The 21012-nt window shown below is 56.4% G+C and carries 23 protein-coding genes and 2 rRNA genes (1 of these 25 running past the window's edge); 13 read left to right on the forward strand and 12 right to left on the reverse strand.

What is annotated here, in order from left to right:
- Positions 1-14: 14 nt before the first annotated feature.
- The 5 genes from DRET_RS13815 to DRET_RS08465 all read right to left on the reverse strand — a co-directional run bounded on the left by DRET_RS13815 (position 15) and on the right by DRET_RS08465 (position 2777).
- Positions 15-350 carry a hypothetical protein gene (locus DRET_RS13815; RefSeq protein ID WP_015752122.1) on the reverse strand — a complete coding sequence of 112 codons (336 nt, stop codon included), beginning with the start codon at positions 348-350 and terminating at the stop codon, positions 15-17.
- Positions 351-370: 20 nt separating this feature from the next.
- Positions 371-943: a hypothetical protein gene (locus tag DRET_RS08450; protein WP_167317799.1), complete on the reverse strand. Its 573-nt coding sequence runs from the start codon at positions 941-943 to the stop codon at positions 371-373.
- 71 nt (positions 944-1014) lie between these two features.
- Positions 1015-1431, reverse strand: coding sequence for a type IV pilus modification PilV family protein (locus DRET_RS08455; protein ID WP_015752124.1), 417 nt, complete (start codon positions 1429-1431; stop codon positions 1015-1017).
- Positions 1404-2303, reverse strand: coding sequence for a PilW family protein (locus tag DRET_RS08460; RefSeq protein ID WP_015752125.1), 900 nt, complete (start codon positions 2301-2303; stop codon positions 1404-1406). Before DRET_RS08460 ends, DRET_RS08455 begins: the two co-directional genes overlap by 28 nt.
- A 3-nt stretch (positions 2304-2306) precedes the next feature.
- The gene (locus DRET_RS08465) at positions 2307-2777 is read right to left on the reverse strand and encodes a GspH/FimT family protein (protein WP_041281971.1); all 471 of its coding nucleotides are present in this window, start codon (positions 2775-2777) and stop codon (positions 2307-2309) included.
- A gap of 300 nt (positions 2778-3077) precedes the next feature.
- On the opposite strand from DRET_RS08465, the gene DRET_RS08470 reads away from it, so the two are divergent.
- The 8 genes from DRET_RS08470 (at position 3078) to DRET_RS08505 (ending at position 10915) form a co-directional block, all read left to right on the forward strand.
- A complete protein-coding gene (locus DRET_RS08470; protein ID WP_015752127.1) occupies positions 3078-3803 on the forward strand; it encodes a pyridoxine 5'-phosphate synthase in 726 nt (241 codons plus the stop codon).
- A 328-nt stretch (positions 3804-4131) separates the two neighbouring features.
- Entirely contained in the window at positions 4132-4515 is a 384-nt protein-coding gene (locus DRET_RS08475) for a holo-[acyl-carrier-protein] synthase (RefSeq protein ID WP_015752128.1), read from the forward strand.
- Between the two features lie 98 nt (positions 4516-4613).
- Positions 4614-6164, forward strand: a complete 1551-nt coding sequence (locus DRET_RS08480; RefSeq protein WP_015752129.1) for a bifunctional ADP-dependent NAD(P)H-hydrate dehydratase/NAD(P)H-hydrate epimerase — start codon at positions 4614-4616, stop codon at positions 6162-6164.
- Positions 6148-6594, forward strand: coding sequence for a CBS domain-containing protein (locus tag DRET_RS08485; RefSeq protein ID WP_015752130.1), 447 nt, complete (start codon positions 6148-6150; stop codon positions 6592-6594). The genes DRET_RS08480 and DRET_RS08485 overlap by 17 nt, the downstream gene beginning before the upstream one ends.
- A gap of 6 nt (positions 6595-6600) precedes the next feature.
- On the forward strand, positions 6601-7107 hold the full coding sequence (tsaE, locus tag DRET_RS08490) for a tRNA (adenosine(37)-N6)-threonylcarbamoyltransferase complex ATPase subunit type 1 TsaE (protein WP_015752131.1): 507 nt from the start codon (positions 6601-6603) through the stop codon (positions 7105-7107).
- Between the two features lie 78 nt (positions 7108-7185).
- Positions 7186-8439, forward strand: a complete 1254-nt coding sequence (locus DRET_RS08495) for an aspartate kinase (protein ID WP_015752132.1) — start codon at positions 7186-7188, stop codon at positions 8437-8439.
- Entirely contained in the window at positions 8436-10067 is a 1632-nt protein-coding gene (gene cimA, locus DRET_RS08500; RefSeq protein ID WP_015752133.1) for a citramalate synthase, read from the forward strand. Before DRET_RS08495 ends, cimA begins: the two co-directional genes overlap by 4 nt.
- Entirely contained in the window at positions 10064-10915 is an 852-nt protein-coding gene (locus tag DRET_RS08505) for an MBL fold metallo-hydrolase (protein ID WP_015752134.1), read from the forward strand. The genes cimA and DRET_RS08505 overlap by 4 nt, the downstream gene beginning before the upstream one ends.
- 23 nt (positions 10916-10938) lie before the next feature.
- Here the strand turns inward: DRET_RS08505 and DRET_RS08510 are convergent, their stop codons facing one another.
- The 3 genes from DRET_RS08510 to DRET_RS08520 form a co-directional block, all read right to left on the reverse strand.
- On the reverse strand, positions 10939-11712 hold the full coding sequence (locus tag DRET_RS08510) for an alpha/beta hydrolase (RefSeq protein WP_015752135.1): 774 nt from the start codon (positions 11710-11712) through the stop codon (positions 10939-10941).
- Positions 11713-11737: 25 nt separating this feature from the next.
- On the reverse strand, positions 11738-13099 hold the full coding sequence (locus DRET_RS08515; RefSeq protein WP_015752136.1) for a serine/threonine protein kinase: 1362 nt from the start codon (positions 13097-13099) through the stop codon (positions 11738-11740).
- 120 nt (positions 13100-13219) lie between these two features.
- Positions 13220-13945 carry a metallophosphoesterase family protein gene (locus tag DRET_RS08520; protein WP_015752137.1) on the reverse strand — a complete coding sequence of 242 codons (726 nt, stop codon included), beginning with the start codon at positions 13943-13945 and terminating at the stop codon, positions 13220-13222.
- A 170-nt stretch (positions 13946-14115) separates the two neighbouring features.
- On the opposite strand from DRET_RS08520, the gene crcB reads away from it, so the two are divergent.
- Both crcB and DRET_RS08530 read left to right on the forward strand, forming a co-directional pair.
- A complete protein-coding gene (gene crcB / locus DRET_RS08525) occupies positions 14116-14496 on the forward strand; it encodes a fluoride efflux transporter CrcB (protein WP_015752138.1) in 381 nt (126 codons plus the stop codon).
- Positions 14497-14700: 204 nt separating this feature from the next.
- Positions 14701-15339, forward strand: coding sequence for a LexA family transcriptional regulator (locus DRET_RS08530; protein ID WP_015752139.1), 639 nt, complete (start codon positions 14701-14703; stop codon positions 15337-15339).
- 8 nt (positions 15340-15347) lie between these two features.
- Here the strand turns inward: DRET_RS08530 and DRET_RS08535 are convergent, their stop codons facing one another.
- The gene (locus DRET_RS08535) at positions 15348-15872 is read right to left on the reverse strand and encodes a type 1 glutamine amidotransferase domain-containing protein (protein WP_015752140.1); all 525 of its coding nucleotides are present in this window, start codon (positions 15870-15872) and stop codon (positions 15348-15350) included.
- 207 nt (positions 15873-16079) lie between these two features.
- Here DRET_RS08535 and DRET_RS08540 point away from each other — a divergent pair, with 207 nt between their 5' ends.
- From DRET_RS08540 to DRET_RS13040, 3 genes are all read left to right on the forward strand, one after another.
- Complete coding sequence (locus DRET_RS08540) at positions 16080-16406, forward strand: hypothetical protein (RefSeq protein ID WP_015752141.1); 327 nt, start codon at positions 16080-16082, stop codon at positions 16404-16406.
- A gap of 97 nt (positions 16407-16503) precedes the next feature.
- Positions 16504-16989 carry a hypothetical protein gene (locus DRET_RS08545; protein ID WP_015752142.1) on the forward strand — a complete coding sequence of 162 codons (486 nt, stop codon included), beginning with the start codon at positions 16504-16506 and terminating at the stop codon, positions 16987-16989.
- 133 nt (positions 16990-17122) lie between these two features.
- Positions 17123-17854: a ParB/RepB/Spo0J family partition protein gene (locus DRET_RS13040; protein WP_015752143.1), complete on the forward strand. Its 732-nt coding sequence runs from the start codon at positions 17123-17125 to the stop codon at positions 17852-17854.
- Positions 17855-18115: 261 nt separating this feature from the next.
- Here the strand turns inward: DRET_RS13040 and DRET_RS13045 are convergent, their stop codons facing one another.
- The 3 genes from DRET_RS13045 to DRET_RS08570 all read right to left on the reverse strand — a co-directional run.
- On the reverse strand, positions 18116-18721 hold the full coding sequence (locus DRET_RS13045; RefSeq protein WP_015752144.1) for a hypothetical protein: 606 nt from the start codon (positions 18719-18721) through the stop codon (positions 18116-18118).
- 638 nt (positions 18722-19359) lie between these two features.
- Positions 19360-19474: ribosomal RNA gene (rrf, locus tag DRET_RS08565) — 5S ribosomal RNA — on the reverse strand.
- Between the two features lie 39 nt (positions 19475-19513).
- Positions 19514-21012: ribosomal RNA gene (locus DRET_RS08570) — 23S ribosomal RNA — on the reverse strand (it continues 1442 nt past the right edge of the window).

Here is a 21012-nt window from a genome sequence, read left to right on the forward strand (position 1 = left end):
TATCCATCCACCAGTTACCAACAGATGAGATGTAGCTGGACAACTTCTCGTATTCTCTCTTCGCCACGTTGAATAACGCGACATTTGACCTGGACATCTACACCGTGCAGTTCCTTACTCAGCTTGATCGCATCTCCGGTACACCCAAGAATACGGACAGCATCGCTTACCGGCAATTGGACATCTCCCTGCTCAATATACCAGTCACCCTCCTTGACCAACTCCCAGGAGCCTTGGCACGGAGAAGACGTCCCATTTTCATCGTCCAAAGCCCCTGCAGGAAGGGCTAAAAAAACAAGGACAACTAGAAAGGCAAACACTCTTCCGAACTGCTGGAACGTTACATTCATATTCGGCTCCTGTAGCAAACTCACATCCCCCCGAAGGCGAAGCGGTAGATCTCGGCCATCCGCTGACGGGCGTTGCTGTCTGGTGCTGTACTGTTCGTTTGGATGGAATAGATCAGGGCCAAAGCCCCTCCAGAACCGGCGCCTTTGCCGATCCCTTCGTAACCAGCAGCGATAATTATCGAATTCCCTTCTTGCTGCTGCGTCCCCTGGAAGCGAACCCGGCTTCGGGCCCGCAAGGTATCTTCGGCGTCGCTGAGCAAGACGGTTCCATTGCCCCAAAAAAGCGTGTCGCCGGGATTTTCGACATTAAATGTCTCCCCGTCGATAACGATGGGGAACGTGGCGTTGGCATCCCCGCCACGGGTATCTCCGGCGTGGGCGATGACCTCGCGGGTGACATCCAGCCCCGCTTCTCCCCAATTGTGAGCGATATTTTTCAACCGCAGATTACGTGACAAAAAGAGATCGACCTTCGTGTCCTGGCCAAACCCAGCTATGAGGATACTCAAAACAGCCAGAACGATCAGCGACAGGACGAGCACAGCCCCAGATTCAGATCGAGACCGGGTCCGGGTCCAACACGACGTGGACAACACGCGCTCGCACACGCCAGATGCTCCAAAAAACGGGCTCTTACGGTACTTCCACATACGCGACAAAGATTTCATTGCCCCACCACCAAGCGTTCCATTGCAACCCGGTGCTCCCCGTATTGCGTCCATGTCGTTTCACAGTGAACCTGCCATGTCGAAAGATTCGCGCTCCCGAAGGGAGCAGACCCTTCAATCACCTCCCAAAACGTTGTGAAGGTGAGGTTGGCGAATGTATACTGTACGGTTCCGTTGGTGCTGGAACGGCTCGCATCCCAGCCGGCAACCTCTGTGGCATTCGCCTCGAGAACAGACTGGGTCAGTTCCGTCGCTTTGGTCAGTCCGCCACTCAACGCACGCCCCTGAATGTGCTGATTTTGCGCCAGGGCCCAGGCCATAATACCTACGGACAGAATCACGATGGCGACCAACACCTCTAACAATGTAAACCCGGCGCCACGATCTAGTCTTCTAACTGACTGCGAATCCATATGGTTTTCCTGGCTAAATCTCTATGATACTGGTCATTGAATGGCCCAACCGTCGCATCCCCCATATCGTAGGTCTTGGTGTCGGTATACCCTGGATCCTTTCGTGACGAACGACTTAGAAGAAAAACACGAACAGCTTGTATATCTTCTAAATCGGTAGGACTCGATTCCCATGACTGCCCATCAGTGCTATACTCAAACTGAATTCTTTCCACATGCTCTGTGGCATTCCATGCAGTACTGTTGTATGCATAATTTCGAAATTGCAAAACGCTATTTTCCAGAAAAACTTTTACAGGGCCAACCATATATATACTTACAGTCCCATTTTTAGCTATGGTATCCAAGCTCCTATCCACAGAAAAAGGCTCTGATGAGCCACCGACTTCATAAAAAACGTTTCCTGCTATATCCGGATAGAAGGAAATATAATTTTTAAAATTTGCATTTTCGTCTACAGAAGGACCCTTTTCATTTTCCACATTTATTTGGGTCGAGGAAGGCATATCTTCAATTTCACCCACCTTTTGGAATCCATAGCTTACGACAACGGAGTCTGATCCTGCTGATGCATTGGAATCGACGATCGTACTGATAGCATTCTCAATAACAACAGAGTCCCCAACATCATCCTCACCCTGTAAACTATCTCCGTCCGCAAAAGAATCAGCGCACCCAAACCCCGCATGAGAAAACAAAAAATCCAATCTATCGATAGCGATGCGACTATTAAGCTGTAAATCCAATATGCCTTGCTCTACAGTATTTATCCCGGACTGCCTTGAAAAAACATCATAAACCGAAACCATAATAATCACGACACAAAACATAGAAACCAGCATCTCAATAAGAGAAAAACCTTTTTCGCTCATGAGCTAATCCATCACTTTAATATTTCCGGCAGCGCTTATGCGCATTCTAACCGAGTCATTTTTATTATTTTTAACATCAAAAACGAAACTTTTTGCTCTTCCATTTTTATTCTTAACTACCCCTAAAGGGGTAAAATTAAATTCCTCATTCTCACTACTTACAACAGCTGAGACGCCTCGTGGAAATTTTTTTGAAAACAATAACACATTGCCATCGCTGTTAGTAGCATTATAACCATTCTGGGACAAAGAAAAGGTGATGGTCGAATACCGCTTCAAGGCCTCAAGGCGAGCCTGCATGAGGTGGGAACGAGTGGAGCGTACAGCTGAACGGAGTTCAGCACCCTGACTCGAAATCATCGCAAATCCTATACCCGAGATAACAGCAATTATCCCTACAACAACAAGGACCTCTAAAAGAGTGAGCCCATGCTGGCCAGAGGCCTTTCCGCTACTTTGATCCAAACATGGCATTCGGCATTCCTCGGCAAAATATCTGCAAATAACGACCTCAGACTTCGCGCAACGTGAACATTTTCAAACCATCAAAACAAAACTTCATTAAAGTACAATACTTACATGACCTGTCACGTTGTACTTGGTCAAGTTTTTTTCTCAAATCTATTTTCCATACAATTCCGGCAAGTTGAACAACGACCACCAAACTTGCCACAAAAAAACAAACAGGCCTGGACAGATAGCTCGTGAACCTTTTCCCAAGCCTTGACTTTACAGCTAAGTCCAATCAAGAATTTCAAATTTAAGGAGAAAAAAATGCCCAAACTCGTTGTCAACGTCGATCATATAGCCACCCTGCGCCAGGCCCGTCTCGGTATCGAACCGGACCCGGTTACAGCCGCCCATATGGCCGAACTCGCCGGGGCAGAGGGAATCATCGTCCATTTGCGCGAAGACCGGCGGCATATCCAGGACCGCGATGTGGCTCTGTTGTCCCAGACGGTCAAGACCAATCTCCATCTGGAGATGGCCGCGACCCCGGAAATGCAGAAGATCGCCCTGAATACCGCCCCGCACATGGTCTGCCTGGTCCCGGAAAAGCGCCAGGAACTTACCACTGAAGGCGGTCTCGATCTCCGGGGGCGGGAGACCGAATTGCGGGACTACCTGGCCCCCATCCACGAACGCGAGATCCTCTCCAGCCTTTTTATCGACGCCGAACCCGAACAAATTAAGGCCGCCGCTGCGATCCAGGCGCCCTATGTCGAAATCCACACCGGGCATTTTGCCGACGCCACGAGCAGGACCGCGCAACAGCAGGAATTGACCCGGCTGCTCGAAGGCATCCGCCAAGCCCAGGATCTCGGCTTGAAAGTCAATCTGGGCCACGGCCTGAATTACACGAATATTTATGGGTTTGCCACTGTCCCGGGAATTCACGAATTTTCCATAGGGCACAGCATCATCGCCCGGGCGGCATTGAGCGGATTGGACCGGGCAGTCCGGGATATGGTCTCCATTATCAAGACCTTTGCCCCTTAAGCGGTACAATGGTCACTCCCAAAGCAGACCGCCCAAAAACCTCAAAGGCTGCGGCATAACGATACAATTCCCGGTAACCCTGAAATCCCTTTGGATTGCGTTTGGCCAGAAGGATCGGTATCGAACCGGTTGCACCTCAAACCATCCCGATTCCTGACAAAAAACGGTCCCGAGAGGGAGACCACGACCGGGAACCTTTCCCAGCGCGCTATTCCTGCTGCGAAGGTATATTCCCAGACGTGAGCGTCCGAGGGTTTTGCCCCTTGCTCCTGCCGGGGCTCTGTATCAGCAATTTGCTGCACCATTCGCTAGCTGCCAAGGACACGTCATGATCGTCGGGTTAGGAATTGATATTGTCGAAACCGACCGCATCGCCCGCATCTGGAATCGGTTCGGTGACCATTTCACCCGAAAGATCCTCACCGAAAAAGAGCGACACGCCCTGGACACGCCGTCTGTTCCGGCGCTCGCCGCCCGTTTCGCGGCCAAAGAGGCCGGCGTCAAGGCCCTCGGGACAGGATTCAGTCACGGCATCACACCGAAGTGCCTGGAAATTCTTTCCGACGCGCACGGAAAGCCCCAGATAGCCTTTTTCGGTCCGGCCCGTATTCAGGCCGACGTCCTCGGTGTGGTCTCCTGCCATGTCAGCATGACGCATGGCCGCGACAACGCTGTGGCTGTGGTGGTTTTAGAAACGAAGACATCGCCGTAACCCCGATTGTGTTCGACATGCCGTGATTCTGACGGTGCGATGGCTCAAACCCCTCTGTTCCGGAACTGCTCCAGCGGTCAGACAAGGAGTCTTTGACTATGTACATTCCCCTGCCAACGCCGGACGAAATGGCCCTTTGGGACCGAACCAGCATCGACACTTACGGCATTGACGCCAAAATGCTCATGGAAAACGCGAGCCGCGAGGCTCTGCATGTCCTGCTCGAGGAATTCGGATCCTTACAGGGGAAATCCGCTGTGGTCTTTGCCGGTTCCGGGAACAATGCCGGCGACGCTTTTGCCCTGGCCCGGCATATGACCGACATGGGCGCGAAGGTGATGGTCCTGCACAAAAAGGCGCAACAGGAATACACCCGGGAAACCGCCTACCACCTCCAGTTGGCCTTGAATACCGAGGTTCCCCTGGTGCGGTTGCCGGAATACAACCTCGATTTCTTGACCCATCCCGACATCGTGGTCGACGGCCTGCTCGGCACTGGGTTCCGGGGCCTGCTCAACAAGCAATACAAAGACTGGATCAACCATATCAATCGCATGGGGAAAAACAGCTTTGTCTTTGCCCTGGACATCCCCTCCGGGATCAATGGCTGGACCGGCCTGCCGAGCCCGACCGCGGTCAAAGCCGACGCCACCGCCACATTTGCCTTTGCCAAAGTCGGCTTATTCATGGCTGAAAGCCGCCCCTATGTCGGCAACCTCCATGTCCGCTCCATCGGCTTGCCCGCCCGGGTTTCAGAAGACGCCCCGCCCAGTCATTTCGGCCTCGACCAGCACATTCTCTCCTTGTACCCCGCTCCGCAGGACGACCTGCACAAGGGAACGGCCGGACATGTTCTCATCGTCGGCGGCTCTGAAGGACTGACCGGCGCCCCCCATCTGGCCGCCCTCGGCGCCCTTCGCGGTGGCGCAGGTTTGGTGACCATCGCTATTCCGGGGGCGCTGGCTTCCGAAGTCAAAAACGGCGCAGCGGACATCATGACCCTGCCCCTTGGTGAGGGAGGCAAATGGAGCGGATCCCTCATTGAGGCTTTGAGTCCCCATTTCGAGCGCTTTGACAGCGTGGTCATCGGCCCGGGGCTGGGCCGCGACACTGGGAGCCGGAATTTCCTCCGTGCCTACCTCCAGAGCGAACACCCCCCGACGGTCATCGATGCCGACGCGCTGTATTGGCTGGCCGAGGATCCACAATGTGTCCAACATCTGGATCAGGAATGCATCCTGACGCCCCACCCCGGGGAAATGGCACGGCTGTGCCGGAAATCCAACAATGAAGTCCAGCAAAACCGACCAGCTATCCTGCGCCAGGCCGTGCAGGATTTCCAGTGCACTATGGTCTTCAAAGGGGCCAATACATTGATCACTGCGCCCAACCGGCCCATGTACGTCTCCCCCATCGCCTGCGCCAACCTGGCCATCGGCGGCGCTGGCGACATCCTGGCCGGTCTGATAGGCAGCTTACGCAACAGCTCCCTTTCCCCCTTGCAGGCCACCTGCCTCGGCGTGTATTGGCATGGTTTCGCCGGCGAACTCCTCCGGGAGAGATACCCCTACAGAGGCAACCGAGCCACGGAGTTGGCCGACATCCTGCCCCTCGTTTTTAAGGAGACACACGATGCCCACAGTTGCTGACATCATGACCACGAACGTGATCACTGTTCAAAAAGATACCCCCATTGGCGAAGCCGCTAAAAAATTGCTCGAAAACCATATCAACGGCGTGCCCGTCGTTGACGATGAAGGTCGACTGGTGGGGATTTTGTGCCAAAGCGACTTGATCACGCAGCAGAAAAACTTCCCCCTGCCAACGGTATTCACCATACTCGACGGGTTTATCCCCTTGAGTTCCATGGGCCAGATGGAAAAGCAGGTCCAAAAAATAGCCGCCACCACCGTCGAGCAGGCCATGACGCCCGATCCGATCACGGTCACGGCTGATACGGATCTCAATCAGGCCGCCTCCCTGATGGTCGACAAAAATTTCCACACCCTGCCCGTGGTCGACGGCGAAACCCTCGTCGGCGTCCTCGGCAAGGAAGACGTTTTGAAGACCTTGCTGTAACCGGCGATGAGTACGGAAATATGCTTTCCCCTGGCCAACGAAGAGGAAACGCAACGCCTGGGACAATGCTTGGCCGCCTGCCATGAGGCGTGGCAGGCGTGTATCCTGCTTCTCGACGGGGAACTCGGCGCAGGCAAAACCACCCTGGTCCGAGCCCTGGTCCGAGCCTTGCCTGGCGGCGGGGGGGCTGAGGTCAGCAGTCCGAGCTTCAATATCTGCAACATCTACCCCACACAGCCGCAAATCGCCCATTTTGATCTCTATCGTCTCGAGGACACCGGGCCCGACGAAAGCCTGTTCGAATGGATCGAGCACCCCGGCACGACCGTGATTGTGGAATGGGCTCGCTTTGTGCCCAGGCAAGACCTTCCTCCTGACGTCGTGACCCTTCATATTGAGCATACAAATTCGGGCCGGGCGGTCCGTATGACCCTGACAGGGCGCGCCGACGACAATCAGGAAGCGCTTTGCTCCGCCCTCGCCGCCTTCAACCCCGGTCCCTGCCCCCAATAGTCCGCGCCTGCCTCGCTTATCCGGGCGGTTTGACACCGCCGCAGCGCTACCGAAGAGAGTGAAAAGGAGTCCAATACAATGCGTATCAAGGTCCAGAAATTCGGAGGAACGTCCGTAGCCGATCTGCAATGCATGCAGCAGGTTCTCAACAAAGTCCGCGCCGCGCTCGACGACGGGTACAAAGTCCTTGTCGTGCTCTCGGCTATGGCCGGACAAACCGACTACCTGCTCTCCCTGGCCAACAGATGGTCCTCGACCCCGGATCCCGCCGAATTGGACTCGATGGTCACCACCGGTGAGCAGGTTTCAGTGGCGCTGTTCTCTATGCTCCTGCAAGATCAGGGCATCAAGGCCCGCTCGTTGCTCGGCTTCCAGATCCCCATGCGCACGGACAGCAATTTCGGACGCGCCAGGATTTTGGATATCGATTCCCCACGCTTGCAGGCCATGCTCGAGCAGTACGACGTCCTGGCTATCGCTGGATTCCAGGGCTGCGACTGCGAAGACCGACTGACCACCCTGGGCCGGGGCGGCTCAGACACCAGCGCCGTGGCCATGGCGGCGGCGACAAACGCAGAAGTCTGCGAAATTTATACAGATGTCGATGGCGTCTATACCACGGATCCCAATGTTTGCTCCCAGGCCCGCAAACTGGATAAAATCGCTTATGACGAAATGCTGGAAATGGCCAGCATGGGAGCCAAGGTACTGCAAATCCGGTCGGTGGAATTCGCCAAGAAATTCAATGTCCCGGTCCATGTCCGCTCGACTTTTACCGACGTCCCGGGGACACTGCTCGTTCAGGAGGACAACAGCATGGAATCAGCACTCGTATCCGGAATCGCTTACGATAAAGACCAAGCCCTTATCACCCTGGCCAACGTCTATGACGAACCCGGGATCTCGGCCACTATTTTCGAACCCCTGGCCATTGCCGGCGTGGTTGTAGACATGATTGTCCAGAATCCCAGCCGTGAGGGCCGCACAGACATGACCTTCACCGTCCCCAAGGGCGACCTCGAGCAAACACTTCAGATCATAGATAATATTAAAGACCAGATCGGCGCCAAGGCTGTCTTCCACAATCCCAAGGTCAGCAAGGTCTCGGTCATCGGCATGGGGATGCGCAACCACTCCGGCATCGCGTCCATCGCCTTCAAAGCCCTGCGCATGGAAAACATCAATATCATGCTCATCAGCACCTCGGAAATCAAAATCTCCTGTCTGGTGGACGAAAAATACACCGAACTGACCGTGCGCACCCTGCACGAAGCCTTTGGACTGGACCAGAAACCCCAACCCGCCTGCGAGGAACCGGGGCAATCGCAATGAACAGAATAGAGATCTACGACACGACATTGCGCGACGGCACCCAATCCGAAGATGTCAATCTTTCGGCTGAAGACAAATTGCGCATCACCCAGCGACTGGACGACCTCGGTGTGACGTACATCGAGGGCGGCTGGCCGGCCTCGAACCCAACAGACAGACGGTATTTCGAGGAAATCGGCAATTACACCCTGAAACACGCCCGGGTCAGCGCCTTTGGCAGCACGCACAACGCCCGGACAACGCCGGAGAACGACCCCAATATCCAGTCATTGCTGGACGCCCGGACCAACGTCCTGACCATCTTCGGCAAAACCTGGGACATCCACGTTCGTGACGCCCTGCGGGTCCCCCTGGAACGCAACCTGGAACTGATCCACAATTCCCTGGCCTACCTGCGTGACGAGGTGGCCAAACTCTTTTTCGACGCCGAACATTTCTTCGACGGCTACAAGGCCAACCCGGAATACGCCCTGGCCTGCCTGCACCAAGCCCATGAGGCCGGAGTCGACGCCCTGGTGCTCTGCGACACCAACGGCGGCAGTCTGCCGCAGGAGATCGCGGAGATCATGGCTGTGGTCCAAAAGGAGCTGCCGCAGGCTTCGCTCGGCATCCACGCCCACAATGACAGTGAACTGGCTGTGGCCAACAGCCTCCAGGCGGTCCAATCAGGCGCCACCCACGTCCAGGGGACCATCAATGGCTACGGCGAACGGTGCGGCAACGCCAATCTCTGTTCCATCATCCCGAACCTGGAGCTCAAACAGGGACACAAATGCCTTCCGGAGAACCATCTCCCGAAACTGACCCAGACCGCCCTGTACATCTCTGAAGTCGCCAATGTGCAGGCCTTCCACCGTCAGCCCTTTGTCGGCCGCTCCGCCTTCGCCCATAAAGGGGGGATCCACGTCAGCGCTGTCAGACGCAATCCCCGGACCTACGAACACATCGAACCCGAAACAGTGGGCAACAAGCAGCGGATCCTGCTCTCCGATCTCGCTGGCCAGAGCAATATCCTCTTCAAAGCCAAACAATACGGCTACCACCTCGACAAAAACGATCCTTTCGTCCTCGAACTGCTCTCCCAGATCAAGGAACGCGAAAGCAACGGCTACGAATACTCCGCCGCCGAAGCTTCCTTCGAACTCCTGCTCAACCGGACCTTGGGCCGGGCCCGAAAATACTTCACATTGTTGGGGTTTCGGGTCACGGACGAAAAACGGCAGGAAAACAAAGACCCCTATTCTGAGGCCACGGTCATGGTCCAGGTAGGGGGCGTCACCGAGCACACCGCCGCCGCTGGCGAAGGGCCGGTCAACGCCCTGGACAACGCCATGCGCAAGGCCCTGGAAAAATTCTACCCCACCTTGACCGAAATGCACCTTTTGGACTTCAAGGTCCGGGTCCTGCCCCCGCAACGCACCAGCGACGGCAAGGAGGGCACGGCCTCCAATGTCCGGGTCTTGATCGAATCCGGGGACAGCCAATCGCGCTGGATCACTGTCGGCGTCTCCTACAACATCATTGAAGCGAGTTGGCAGGCCCTTGAGGACGCCATCAACTACAAGCTGTTCAAAAACGACCAGCTGAAAATCGAACAAGCCATGGCCCAGGCCAGGACGGAGACATGAAGACCTTGCACCGGGTGACAGTCCTTATCGACAACACCGCCATTGATTCCAGTCTGGCCACCGAACACGGACTGAGCGTTCACATCCATTTGGCCAACGGGCAGCAATGGCTTTGGGACACCGGACAGTCGGCCGCGCTTCTCAACAACGTAGCCGCACTCGGCATCGATCTGGCGGCCAGTGCTGGTGTGGCATTGAGTCACGGCCATTACGATCACACCGGCGGGATTTCGCCGCTTGTCGAACACTCCGGCTTCGCGGGAACCATCGTCGGCAACCCGGTACTAGACCAGGAACGGTTCGTGCTCAAGCAGGGCGAAGCAATCCGGTCAATAGGCCTGCCGCCGGGGACCACTTTGCCCCGTTTTTCTCCTGTGGAATACACGGCCCTGCTCGCCCGCGGCCTGACTTTTGTCAGCACCATCGAACGGGATCCGGAACATTTTTCCGCCACGGCGCATTTCTTTCTGGACCGCGATGGGGAATACCCCGATCCGGTCCAGGACGACGCCTGTCTCGTCCTGGAAACCGCGGACGGCCCGGTGGTGATTCTGGGATGCTGCCACAGCGGGCTGGCGAACACGTTGATCGCTCTGCGCGAGCGCCTCGGCCACACCGCCTTCAACGGCGTCATGGGCGGCATGCACCTCAATAACGCCCCGCAATGGGCGATGGAGGAGTCCCTGCAGACCCTCGAGGAATTCGGGGTCCAATGGATCGCCCCCGGCCATTGCACCGGGCGTGAAGCCATTGTCGAACTCGCCCGGCGGTTTTCTGGGCGGGTGCTGCCGTATGGAGCGGGAGCCGTTTTTGAATTTCCGGCCCCTGCTGAAGAGGCTGGTGCCTGATCTTCGGGAAGGATAGAGGAAGGCTATTGCGTCGGTTCGCGATAACGGGACAGATGGGCGGCCATGAACTCCAACACGACGTCGCCCACGCGGGAGCGGGTCTCCGCGTGCGTGGTCAGGACATGGTGACTGGTGACCGTTTCTTGAAGGGAAAACAATTCCAGACGGCGCGACTCTGAGCGGACCCGGCGCAAGATCTCCCAGGCGTTATCGACCAGAACGGTCTGGTCCCCCTCGGCGTGCAGGACACAGATCGGGCTGGTAATGCGCGGCAAACCGGTCCGAACACGGCGCAACCCTTTCAGAAAACTGGTCAAAGCGTGCAAGGGCTGGGCCCCTTCATACCCCTGCCAGGGGGCGATCTCCCGCGCCTGTTCCGAACTCGTCCCGGTGGGCCACATCGGACGGAAAAAGCGGAGAAACGGCACGAACGGTAAACGCCAATCCGTCGCCTGCAGGGGAAGATACCGGTACAAAAAAACGGGGGCCGCGATGGTCACCACGCCTGTGGGGCGACGTTGCTGCGCCACCGCCAAACTCAGCGTCCCCCCCATGGATAACCCAATGACAAAGACCTGTTCTACGCGAGCGGACAGTCTGTCGTAAGCCTGCAGGGCAGCGTCCTGCCAATCCTGAAAACGGGTCGCCTGCAGATCCTCCAGGGTCTTCCCATGCCCCGGCAACAGGGGAATCTCTACCGCATATCCCTGTTCACGGAGGAGGTGCGCCATCCCCTGCATCTCATACGGCGAACCGCCGTAGCCGTGCAGCAAAAGACAACCGATCCTCTTTCCCATCACACCATTCCTTCCCATTACTCTGCTACTGCTCTTCCCTCTCCCGAACGAGACGGACAAAACAACGGCAATGCTTGTCCTGGGCCGCCACAAACCCGAGTTCAGTGTCCACATACCACCCTTCAAGCTCGGTGCGGACATCAGCGCTCCACAGCTGGCACCGCTCGGGGTCGAAAAGCGGACTCTGACAAATATCCCGATGGCTGTCCGGGGGCACCACCTGGGTCAAAAGTTCATTCACAGTGGGCAGGCGCCAGGGACGAGCCACGCGCCCTGTTTCTCTGTTTCGCGTCTGGACATAGGCCCAGGCCTCGCGACGATTGAGCGGATAGGGCGAACCGGATTGTTCCCAGACCAGATCCCGCAAGGGGTCGCGGATCTCTCCCGGCCCCTCAGCGGTGAAGGCCTGTTCCGCATACGACTGCGGCTGGCCGCGACGATCCAGCCCAAAGACCCGCTCAGCTTCCTTACGACTGACCTTGGCCTTCCGACGCCGGGGCCATTTAGCCTGTGGAGGGGAGATCGAAGCCTCATGCTCGGGAAGCAGGCAGGTCTGCGCATGGGTGCGGTGCCAACAAGCCAGGGCCTCCTGGAGATCGTCGGAGAGCGCCGCAACCGAGGGATGTCGTTTGGACGGTTCCGGCGCCACGGCCGTGCGCAGCACCTCGTCCCAGCAAGTCCCCAAGGCCGGCCGAAGGACACTGGGCAATGGGGAGCCGCTCCCTGGATTGTCCAGCCCAGCGCCGGTCAACATCCGCCACAAACAGACCCCCACGCTATACAGGTCCGCGCTTGGCGTCACTGAAGCGGGGTCGTACTCCTGTTCCGGAGCGGCATACAGGGGCGTGCCGACCTTGAATTGGGCTGGGAAGCGTTGCTTGGCATCGGGAAGAAGCGACAGGCCGAGATCGATCAATTTGACCCGGTCGTCTTCACCGAGCAAGACATTGCCCGGTTTCATATCCCTGTGCACAATACCGGCCCAATGCAAACGTTCCAGTCCTTGCAGCATCTCCAACGCATACCGTGTGGCCCGTTCCGGAGGCAGCACACGGGCCGTAGGCGATTCGGAGTCCGTTTCACCGAGCACAAGGCCTAAATGGCGGCAATAAAACTCCTGGGTAAAAAAAGGGCGGCCCTGGCTGTCGGTATCGAAATCGAGAATCTGCGCCAGATGGGGATGCCGCAGGGCCGCAAGGGTTCGCGCCTCGTGTTCGAACAATTCCCGAACCCCGTCTTGTCCCAGCAGCACCTCGGTCATCTCCCAGGGGGCCAGGACTTTGAGGGCCACCAGTTTCCCGACAACCGGCAGCCGTGCCTTATACACCTTGCCCATGCCCCCCTGGCCCAGCATCCCCCGAATCTCGTATTTGCCTATATGACGCATTGTTTGTCCTTGTCCCCCTCTGAATCACCACTTTGAGGCCGGAAAATCCCGCACAAGGACCGGTTCCCGGCTGCAGACCACGTTACCCCGCTGCCCCAGATACCGGGACACAACACAAGATTACCACAACCGTGTGGCGTTCGCCCGGGGCAACCCACACGCCCCAATACGATCGACAGTATCCTGGATGTCATAGGCCACAAAGCGCACCTCGAGACTGGCCTGCTCGGTATCCCAAATCACATACTTGGCCCGGTTGTCTCCGTCGCGGGGCTGCCCCACACTGCCGACGTTCACCACATAGCGGGACCCGGCTTCAAGGGCAAATACCCCGCGCCGCAAAACGTCCCGCCGGGCGCGTCCGCTTTCCAGACATACGAGCATCAGTTCATGGGTATGCCCGACAAAGCACAGCGTCTCGGAAAACCGGGTAAATAACTCCGGAAGCTCCCCGTCGTCCCATTCGAACAGATACGTGTGCGCAGAATCCGGGGGCGCACCGTGAACGAGCCTGGCCCCCTGGACCACGCGATACAGCGGATAATGGCTCAATACCGTTATCCATTGCGGATCCATAAGCGCCCGGGTCTGCTCCAAGGCTTGTCTGGCGTGGGGATTAAACCAGGCGCGTGAGGCGGGGTTGGTCAGGCCGCGCTCATGGTTTCCCTGCACCGATGGGACATTATGGTTGTGTAAAAAGGCGACCACCTCCTGGGGACTGGGACCGTAGCCCACATTATCGCCCAGGGAATAGACGCTGTCGACACCCTGTTCCTCCAGGTCTTGCCACACCGCCTGCAGAGCCGCCCAATTCGCATGAATATCAGAAAGTATCGCCAGCCGCACAAATTCGCCTTTTCGCCAAGTGTTCCAGAAGCGCCCCGGTGGTGGCAGGGAGACGGTTCCAGTCCGCCTTCCAGGGTCCGGCAAAGAGGGACTTTACACCTCGTCACCGCAGAATTACAAGAAATGTTCAGTTTGACAACACACCATCATAAACAAAGTGACCGCTTTTCATGATCGCGCGCCTTCTTCTGATTGCTGTTGCCGGCGGCGCCGGGACCCTGAGTCGGTACGGTCTCTCCCGGCTGGCCCAGCACGTGCTCGGCACCGGATTTCCTTACGGCACCCTGGGAGTCAATCTGGTCGGGAGTTTTCTCTTTGGCCTGCTCTGGGGCTATTTCGACCAGCACCTTCCCGTGGTCTCCGGTGAGTGGCGGGTGATCATCCTGACCGGATTCATGGGCGCTTTCACCACTTTTTCGACATTTGCTTTTGAAACCACGGCCCTTTTCCAGGAAGGCCATTATTTTCTAGGTCTGTCCAATCTCGCCTTGCAGACCGTCCTGGGCGTGGGGGCTGTCGCGATCGGCCTCGGTCTCGTTCGTCTCGGATGACAGGCCTGCATTGTGAAAAAGAGCGGGAAAGGTTTAGTTCTCCTAAACGCACCCGGCTCAATCCACTGCCCCGGCGGCCGGATCGGGAATAACCGGGACCCCGCCCAGGAGGCCTGGTGATCCGGACCAAAATGGAGCCCCTGTCAGGATACCTGGAATTTCCAGTTGTCCATTCCCAGCCCCTGCAAAAAGAGGACAGAATCCATGCGCACCCAATTCAGCCCCTTTTTCGAGCGGGTCATGCAGGCCACTGACATCGAAAATCAGTCCCAGCTCGCCAAAGTCCTGGGCGTGGGCCGGGCCGCCATCTCGCTGGTCAAACAAAAAAACAGCGTCCCCTCACGCTGGATTCTGCTTTTGTCCCGGGCCTACGATCTTGACCCCGTCTGGTTGGCCGGCGAAGACGAGGAGCCGGAACAGGATATGTCATCCGCGGACCACACTGAAGGCATCGCCACCCTGCCCTGGGTGCGGCCCGAACTCGACCCCGGTACCGGGACGCTGCGTCCTCTGGAACGTCCCGGCTGGCCGGTCAGCGCTGGATGGCTTTCCCAATGGGGCTCGCCAGAGCAAACCGTCGTTCTCTATGCCCCGTCAGCTGCCTTGGAGCCGGAGATTACGCCTGGGGATATCCTGGCGGTTGACCAAGCCCAGACGACTGCGACAGACGGTGGCATCTTTCTACTGACCTTGCCCACGGGCATCATCCTCCGTCGTCTTTGGCTCCAGCCCGACGGGGTCCGCCTGGAGCCCGGCAGCGATCAGACCTTGCAGGCCGAAGAGGGAGGGGACCTGCTCGGACGGGTCCTTTTTTCAGTCCGGGGGCATGGGCAGTCCGGCTGACCCCTCGTTTACTTCGCGCTCAAAAAGGCGATGATTTCCTGACAAAACCGGGGCAGATCCTGGGGGTTTCTGCTGGAAACCATGTTCTTGTCCACGACAACCTCCTGGTCAACCCATGTCGCCCCGGCATTGACCAGGTCGTCGCGAATGGCCGGCGTCGAAGTGCAGGTCATTCCACCCATTATACCGGCCGAAATGGGTACCCAACCGGCATGACAGATATGGGCCACAAGGCGGCCACTGTGGAAGATCTCCGCGGTCAGGGAGAGCACCGCCGGCGACCGCCGGAGTTTGTCCGGAGCAAAGCCGCCGGGAATGACAAGCCCGTCGAAATCCTTGGCCTGGATGTCGCGCACATCGACATCCTCAGCGCAGGGATATCCGTTTTTGCCTGCATACCGTCCCTCACCCAGGCCGGCCAACGTCACGGCCGCCCCTTCTTCCGCCAGACGCAGTTTCGGGTACCATAGCTCAAGATCCTCATACAGCGGGCCGACAAAAAAGAGTATCTGTTTCCCTGCCAGTCGTTCCATCGCTTTCCTCCTCGATCGCCGGGCTCCTGGCCCGAATTCGTATTTCTGCCAACACCCTTTGGTAGCAGAGGTGGAAAATATTGACAAAACGCGCGAGATGCCGCAACCCTGCCCCGGCATGACGAACCAGTCCCATATGCAACAGACGAGCCCCTGGGCCACGCTCCGGAGTCAGAAACCACTACGCGAATTGGGCAACCAAGCACTATGACGCCTTCCCAACGTTTGTACGGCACGCTTTTTGGCGTGGACCATAACGACACGGTCGCTCTCAAGCCCTATCTATCGCCCTGTACCCTGGAGCAGGCGGCTGACGGTAGCTTGGAATTTATTTTCGAAGGCATTTTCCCCGACGATATAGAGGATTTCCTCGACGTCCTTCGCAGCAAACTGCCGGATCATGCCCGGGGCCATCTCGACCTTATCGACAATGACGCCTGGTGCCTTTTTCGCTTCAGCTTTACCCGGCACTCGATATCCAAGGAAACAATGAACCTCGACGACTACCTGGACAGATACAAGCACTTTGGCTGATGGTTTTCCTCAGGCGATGCCTTGTCAGCCCGGCTAAGCGACCTTACTTTCCTCATTGGCCCGACCCGGAAAAACCTCAATCCCGAAAGGACCGTCTATGGCCAGTAAATTCAAATCCGCTTTGAAAGATGTCACCGACATCTGTAAATTTGAGACATGGTTGCGTTTTTATTTCACACAGGAATCAGGTGAGGACTTGGTTATTGAGATTCCTGAGCAATCCATGCAGCACATCTCTGAAAACTATCCATTTCTGGCCCAACTTGCCGAAACATATAATAATAAGCCGATCACCCCGGAAAGCGCCCAGCGGGACACCGTGGAATTCATCTATACCCAGCTTGATGGACAGCACCATGAAATGGGAGCGGTGGCGCAGGTCCTGAACAGCAAAAGCTTTGAAAACGAAATCAGCGTCTTCAACCTCTGGGTCCAGGCCCACGAAGAGCAGCTCGACCAGAGCGTTATGGACTTTGTGGACTGGATGCAATTGTTCGAGGCCTGGAAACGGACCGAAAAAGGACAGAGCATCCTCTCTGGGCACACCAGCGGGACAAATGCTGCTACGCAGACGACGCAATAAAGTGGAGACCGGGGCAACCCGGTCTTTTTTTGCCCGACGGCGGAAAAAAACTTTTGCGCGAAAATTGTAGCCATTGTCCCCCTTTTTCTGCCATAGTCATCCTGAATCTCGTCGTTGGAGAAAGGAGGGGACTATGGCACCGTCAGAGTATATCCACGGACAATTATACCACATCCCGGTCAACGATCTCCATTTCGATCCCAACCAGTCAACGGTCGAGATCAATGAAGAGGTGATTCTCGACAAGCTCACCCGCCTGATCAAAGAACACGGTTTCTTCCAACCGGTCTTTTTCCGCAAGACCCCAGAGGGGCAACTCCAGCTCATTTTGGGCGGGCGGCGTCTGATGGCTGCGAAACAAGCCGGATGGGATGTCATCCCAGCTATTTACTGTGCCCAAAAATATTGTGAGGTCACTTTTATAAAAAATCTTCTGTTGCAGGACCTCACTCCGATCGAACGCGCCGAAGCCTATCAGCAAGCCGTCGCCTACCAATTCACAAAGAACCAGCTCGCCGAAATCTTCCAGTCCTCCCCGGAGGAAATAGATGCCTACCTGGCACTGAACAAACTCCCCGAAGCCATAAAAGATGGATGCCGCTACAGTAGCCAGTATCGGTTGGAAGACTTGCACCGCCTTGTCGGCATGCAGGACGAACTCCAATGGGACGCCTGGAAACGGTTGTGTAGCCAAGAGAGTGTGTGCGAGACCTCGACGATGCTGGAAGATTGCATCCAGGGCTGCCACCATCTGGCCACTCTTTTGGGCTGCGCTGGGGAGTCACTATCCCCGGAAAAACTCCAGACCTTAAAACCGTATCTTCAGCAACTCCGCCAGCGCATCGACGAAGTGCAAAATAGTTGAACGCACTGACCCGGCTCGAACGAAGGGGCGATTGCATGTGCACCTCTACCGCCCCAATTGCAAAGCAGTGACTCCACTCCGGCCACTTAATAAGGAATTCTGCACAGCTGCTTTCTGGGAGGCGATTTGGGTGCGGAAATTCCCGGCCGGAGGCGTCATTTACAACCCCGAGCCACAGCCGCATTGAGCAACAAAAAAAGCGGCACCTCCCTTGAGCAGAGAGGCGCCGCTTCAACTTTCAGGACAATCGGTCCCAGGCCTTTATTGCAGGCCTTGCTGAACCTCTTGCATGAGCTTCTGGGCCTGCTCAAGCTTGGCCGCTTCTTCTTCGCTCATCTGCTGGCCAAGATAGCCAGCTTTCTGATTGATTTCCTGCAGGGCGTTTACCAGAAGCATCTTCCGGGTCTTTTCCGGAAGGTCTTCCAACTCGGCCACACGGGCGTCCATTTGCGTGACATCTTCCTGAACGGCAGCCACTTCCTCGGACATGCCGGAAACCTGAGATTTGACACCCTGGACACTTTCACCGAGCGTCGTCAGCGAATTGTCGAGGTAGCTGACATCCCCTTCCACGGCACTGATCTTGCCGTCCATGGTGGTCATTTTTTCGTTCAGGCTGGCCACATCCTCTTCCAGATAGGCCAACTCATCGACCCGATGCTCCAGGCCGGTGAGATTCTGATTGATCCCGTAGAAAAAAACGACGACCAATACGACAGCCAACAATGAGACAAACAGACCTACCTTGCCCATGTCCCGCCGTGTTTCCTCAAGCAATTTTTCCGGATTGGCCATGTTTTCCTCAGGGGAGTCAGCCTTGGATGCCTGATTCTGCGGCATCTGACTGATCTTTTCACTTGCAGCCATGTACTCCAACCTCCTTACATCAATGGAATATCGCTATGATGCTGTTGCCCGCATCCAAAGAAGCGTCATCGCTTCAACCCACTCCCAGATACCTATGGCAACAAAGTCAAAGCGTCCTTGTAGCCGATTTGCCCGCCAAGGGCAAGTGCGACTCTTGGGCACAATAAAAAAATCAATAAAATCGAACAGTAAGCAGCAAAATTGCAAGCAGAGCGACACCGCGCATGCTGCTCCCGTTCCCCATTTCACATGAGTTTCCCCCATCGGGGGAGCAAAAAACCTCTACAACACCGCCCTCAGGCCACCATGGTGAGGAATCGGTGGTCTCTTTGCTGTGGATTCACTGACCACCATGCCGCGGCAGCAGTGGCCATTTTTCCGTGGAATCCCAAATCCCCTCAGGGCCAGCATGACTGCGCCCGTGAGAGCGTTGAAGGCGGCTGGGGCAGGACTGCTGGCGCACGCTTTGCCTGGTGCAGGAGAGCTAGACCAAGTAGCCCCCAACGCCGGCACAGCCCTTTTGCAAGAGGCGGTCGGCCAAGCGGTACGATCCCAGATTCCCCTCGGTCGGAAACCTGTGGAGACAGGCCACGGACACAAAAAAAGCCCCTCGAGATGAGGGGCTTTTTTAAAAAATGTCCTGGCAGCGACCTACTTTCCCACGGTTAAAACCGGAGTATCATTGGCGCTGGAGAGCTTAACGGCCGAGTTCGGAATGGAATCGGGTGTGTCCTCTCCGCTATGGCTACCAGGACAAACTATGCAAATATATTAGTTAACATAGGGAAGAAGAGAGTTAAGACGCACGGTCTATTAGTACTGGTTAGCTGAACACATTGCTGCGCTTACACTTCCAGCCTATCTACCTGGTAGTCTTCCAGGGACCTTTAGTGTCCGAAGACAAGGGAGACCTTATCTTGAGGGGGGCTTCCCGCTTAGATGCCTTCAGCGGTTATCCTGTCCGATCATAGCTACCCTGCTATGCCGCTGGCGCGACAACAGGTCCACTAGAGGATCGTTCACCCCGGTCCTCTCGTACTAGGGGCAACTCCTCTCAAGTCTCCTACGCCCACAGAGGATAGGGACCAAACTGTCTCACGACGTTTTAAACCCAGCTCGCGTACCACTTTAAACGGCGAACAGCCGTACCCTTGGGACCTGCTCCAGCCCCAGGATGTGATGAGCCGACATCGAGGTGCCAAACCGCGCCGTCGATGTGAACTCTTGGGCGCGATCAGCCTGTTATCCCCGGCGTACCTTTTATCCGATGAGCGATGGCCCTTCCATACGGGACCACCGGATCACTAAGACCGACTTTCGTCTCTGCTCGACATGTCTGTCTCGCAGTCAGGCTCCCTTATGCCTTTGCACTCAACGGCTGGTTTCCAATCAGCCTGAGGGAACCTTTGTGCGCCTCCGTTACTTTTTGGGAGGCGACCGCCCCAGTCAAACTACCCACCAGACACTGTTTCCTGCCCGGCTTACGGGTCAGGATTAGAACTCTAGACTAACAAGGGTGGTATTTCAAGGGCGACTCCTCGAGAGCTAGCGCTCCCGATTCATAGTCTCCCACCTATCCTACACATGCTAGCCCAAAATCCAATGTCAGGCTGTAGTAAAGGTGCACAGGGTCTTTCCGTCCTTCTGTGGGTACCCGGCATCTTCACCGGGACTTCAATTTCACCGAGTCTCTGGTTGAGACAGTGTGGGGATCGTTACGCCTTTCGTGCAGGTCGGAACTTACCCGACAAGGAATTTCGCTACCTTAGGACCGTTATAGTTACGGCCGCCGTTTACCGGGGCTTCGGTTTCGTGCTTCTCCCGAAGGATAACAAGTCCCCTTAACCTTCCGGCACCGGGCAGGCGTCAGTCCCTATACGTCGTCTTGCGACTTTGCAGAGACCTGTGTTTTTAGTAAACAGTCGCCCCCACCGATTCTCTGCGACCCTCCAAGGCTTACCATGCAAGATGTTCACCTCAAAGGGCACCCCTTATCCCAAAGTTACGGGGTCATTTTGCCGAGTTCCTTAACCAGAGTTCTCTCGAGCGCCTTGGTCTGCTCGACCCGCCCACCTGTGTTGGTTTGCGGTACGGTCTGTATCATATCTCGCTTAGAGGCTTTTCTCGGCAGTCTGGGATCAACCACTTCCGACATAATGTCTCGGCATCACCTCTCGGCCTTATGGTTCCGGATTTGCCTAGAACCACAGCCTACTGGCTTGCACCAGGATGTCCAACACCTGGATGGTCTACCCTTCTGCGTCCCCCCATCACTCAAACGACATGACACA

The sequence above is a fragment of the Desulfohalobium retbaense DSM 5692 genome, from assembly GCF_000024325.1.
GTDB classification, from domain to species: domain Bacteria; phylum Desulfobacterota; class Desulfovibrionia; order Desulfovibrionales; family Desulfohalobiaceae; genus Desulfohalobium; species Desulfohalobium retbaense.

What these genes read in the sequence shown, in the direction of transcription:
- DRET_RS08540 (WP_015752141.1), top strand. Translation starts at nt 16,080, where the DNA reads ATGACGCCTTCCCAACGTTTGTACGGCACGCTTTTTGGCGTGGACCAT.
- tsaE (WP_015752131.1), top strand. Translation starts at nt 6,601, where the DNA reads ATGAGTACGGAAATATGCTTTCCCCTGGCCAACGAAGAGGAAACGCAA.
- DRET_RS08505 (WP_015752134.1), top strand. Translation starts at nt 10,064, where the DNA reads ATGAAGACCTTGCACCGGGTGACAGTCCTTATCGACAACACCGCCATT.
- DRET_RS08535 (WP_015752140.1), bottom strand. Translation starts at nt 15,872, where the DNA reads ATGGAACGACTGGCAGGGAAACAGATACTCTTTTTTGTCGGCCCGCTG.
- DRET_RS08545 (WP_015752142.1), top strand. Translation starts at nt 16,504, where the DNA reads ATGGCCAGTAAATTCAAATCCGCTTTGAAAGATGTCACCGACATCTGT.
- DRET_RS08495 (WP_015752132.1), top strand. Translation starts at nt 7,186, where the DNA reads ATGCGTATCAAGGTCCAGAAATTCGGAGGAACGTCCGTAGCCGATCTG.
- crcB (WP_015752138.1), top strand. Translation starts at nt 14,116, where the DNA reads ATGATCGCGCGCCTTCTTCTGATTGCTGTTGCCGGCGGCGCCGGGACC.
- DRET_RS08465 (WP_041281971.1), bottom strand. Translation starts at nt 2,777, where the DNA reads ATGCCATGTTTGGATCAAAGTAGCGGAAAGGCCTCTGGCCAGCATGGG.
- DRET_RS08460 (WP_015752125.1), bottom strand. Translation starts at nt 2,303, where the DNA reads ATGAGCGAAAAAGGTTTTTCTCTTATTGAGATGCTGGTTTCTATGTTT.
- DRET_RS08510 (WP_015752135.1), bottom strand. Translation starts at nt 11,712, where the DNA reads ATGGGAAAGAGGATCGGTTGTCTTTTGCTGCACGGCTACGGCGGTTCG.
- DRET_RS13815 (WP_015752122.1), bottom strand. Translation starts at nt 350, where the DNA reads ATGAATGTAACGTTCCAGCAGTTCGGAAGAGTGTTTGCCTTTCTAGTT.
- DRET_RS08480 (WP_015752129.1), top strand. Translation starts at nt 4,614, where the DNA reads ATGTACATTCCCCTGCCAACGCCGGACGAAATGGCCCTTTGGGACCGA.
- DRET_RS08515 (WP_015752136.1), bottom strand. Translation starts at nt 13,099, where the DNA reads ATGCGTCATATAGGCAAATACGAGATTCGGGGGATGCTGGGCCAGGGG.
- cimA (WP_015752133.1), top strand. Translation starts at nt 8,436, where the DNA reads ATGAACAGAATAGAGATCTACGACACGACATTGCGCGACGGCACCCAA.
- DRET_RS13040 (WP_015752143.1), top strand. Translation starts at nt 17,123, where the DNA reads ATGGCACCGTCAGAGTATATCCACGGACAATTATACCACATCCCGGTC.
- DRET_RS13045 (WP_015752144.1), bottom strand. Translation starts at nt 18,721, where the DNA reads ATGGCTGCAAGTGAAAAGATCAGTCAGATGCCGCAGAATCAGGCATCC.
- DRET_RS08530 (WP_015752139.1), top strand. Translation starts at nt 14,701, where the DNA reads ATGCGCACCCAATTCAGCCCCTTTTTCGAGCGGGTCATGCAGGCCACT.
- DRET_RS08475 (WP_015752128.1), top strand. Translation starts at nt 4,132, where the DNA reads ATGATCGTCGGGTTAGGAATTGATATTGTCGAAACCGACCGCATCGCC.
- DRET_RS08455 (WP_015752124.1), bottom strand. Translation starts at nt 1,431, where the DNA reads ATGGATTCGCAGTCAGTTAGAAGACTAGATCGTGGCGCCGGGTTTACA.
- DRET_RS08470 (WP_015752127.1), top strand. Translation starts at nt 3,078, where the DNA reads ATGCCCAAACTCGTTGTCAACGTCGATCATATAGCCACCCTGCGCCAG.
- DRET_RS08485 (WP_015752130.1), top strand. Translation starts at nt 6,148, where the DNA reads ATGCCCACAGTTGCTGACATCATGACCACGAACGTGATCACTGTTCAA.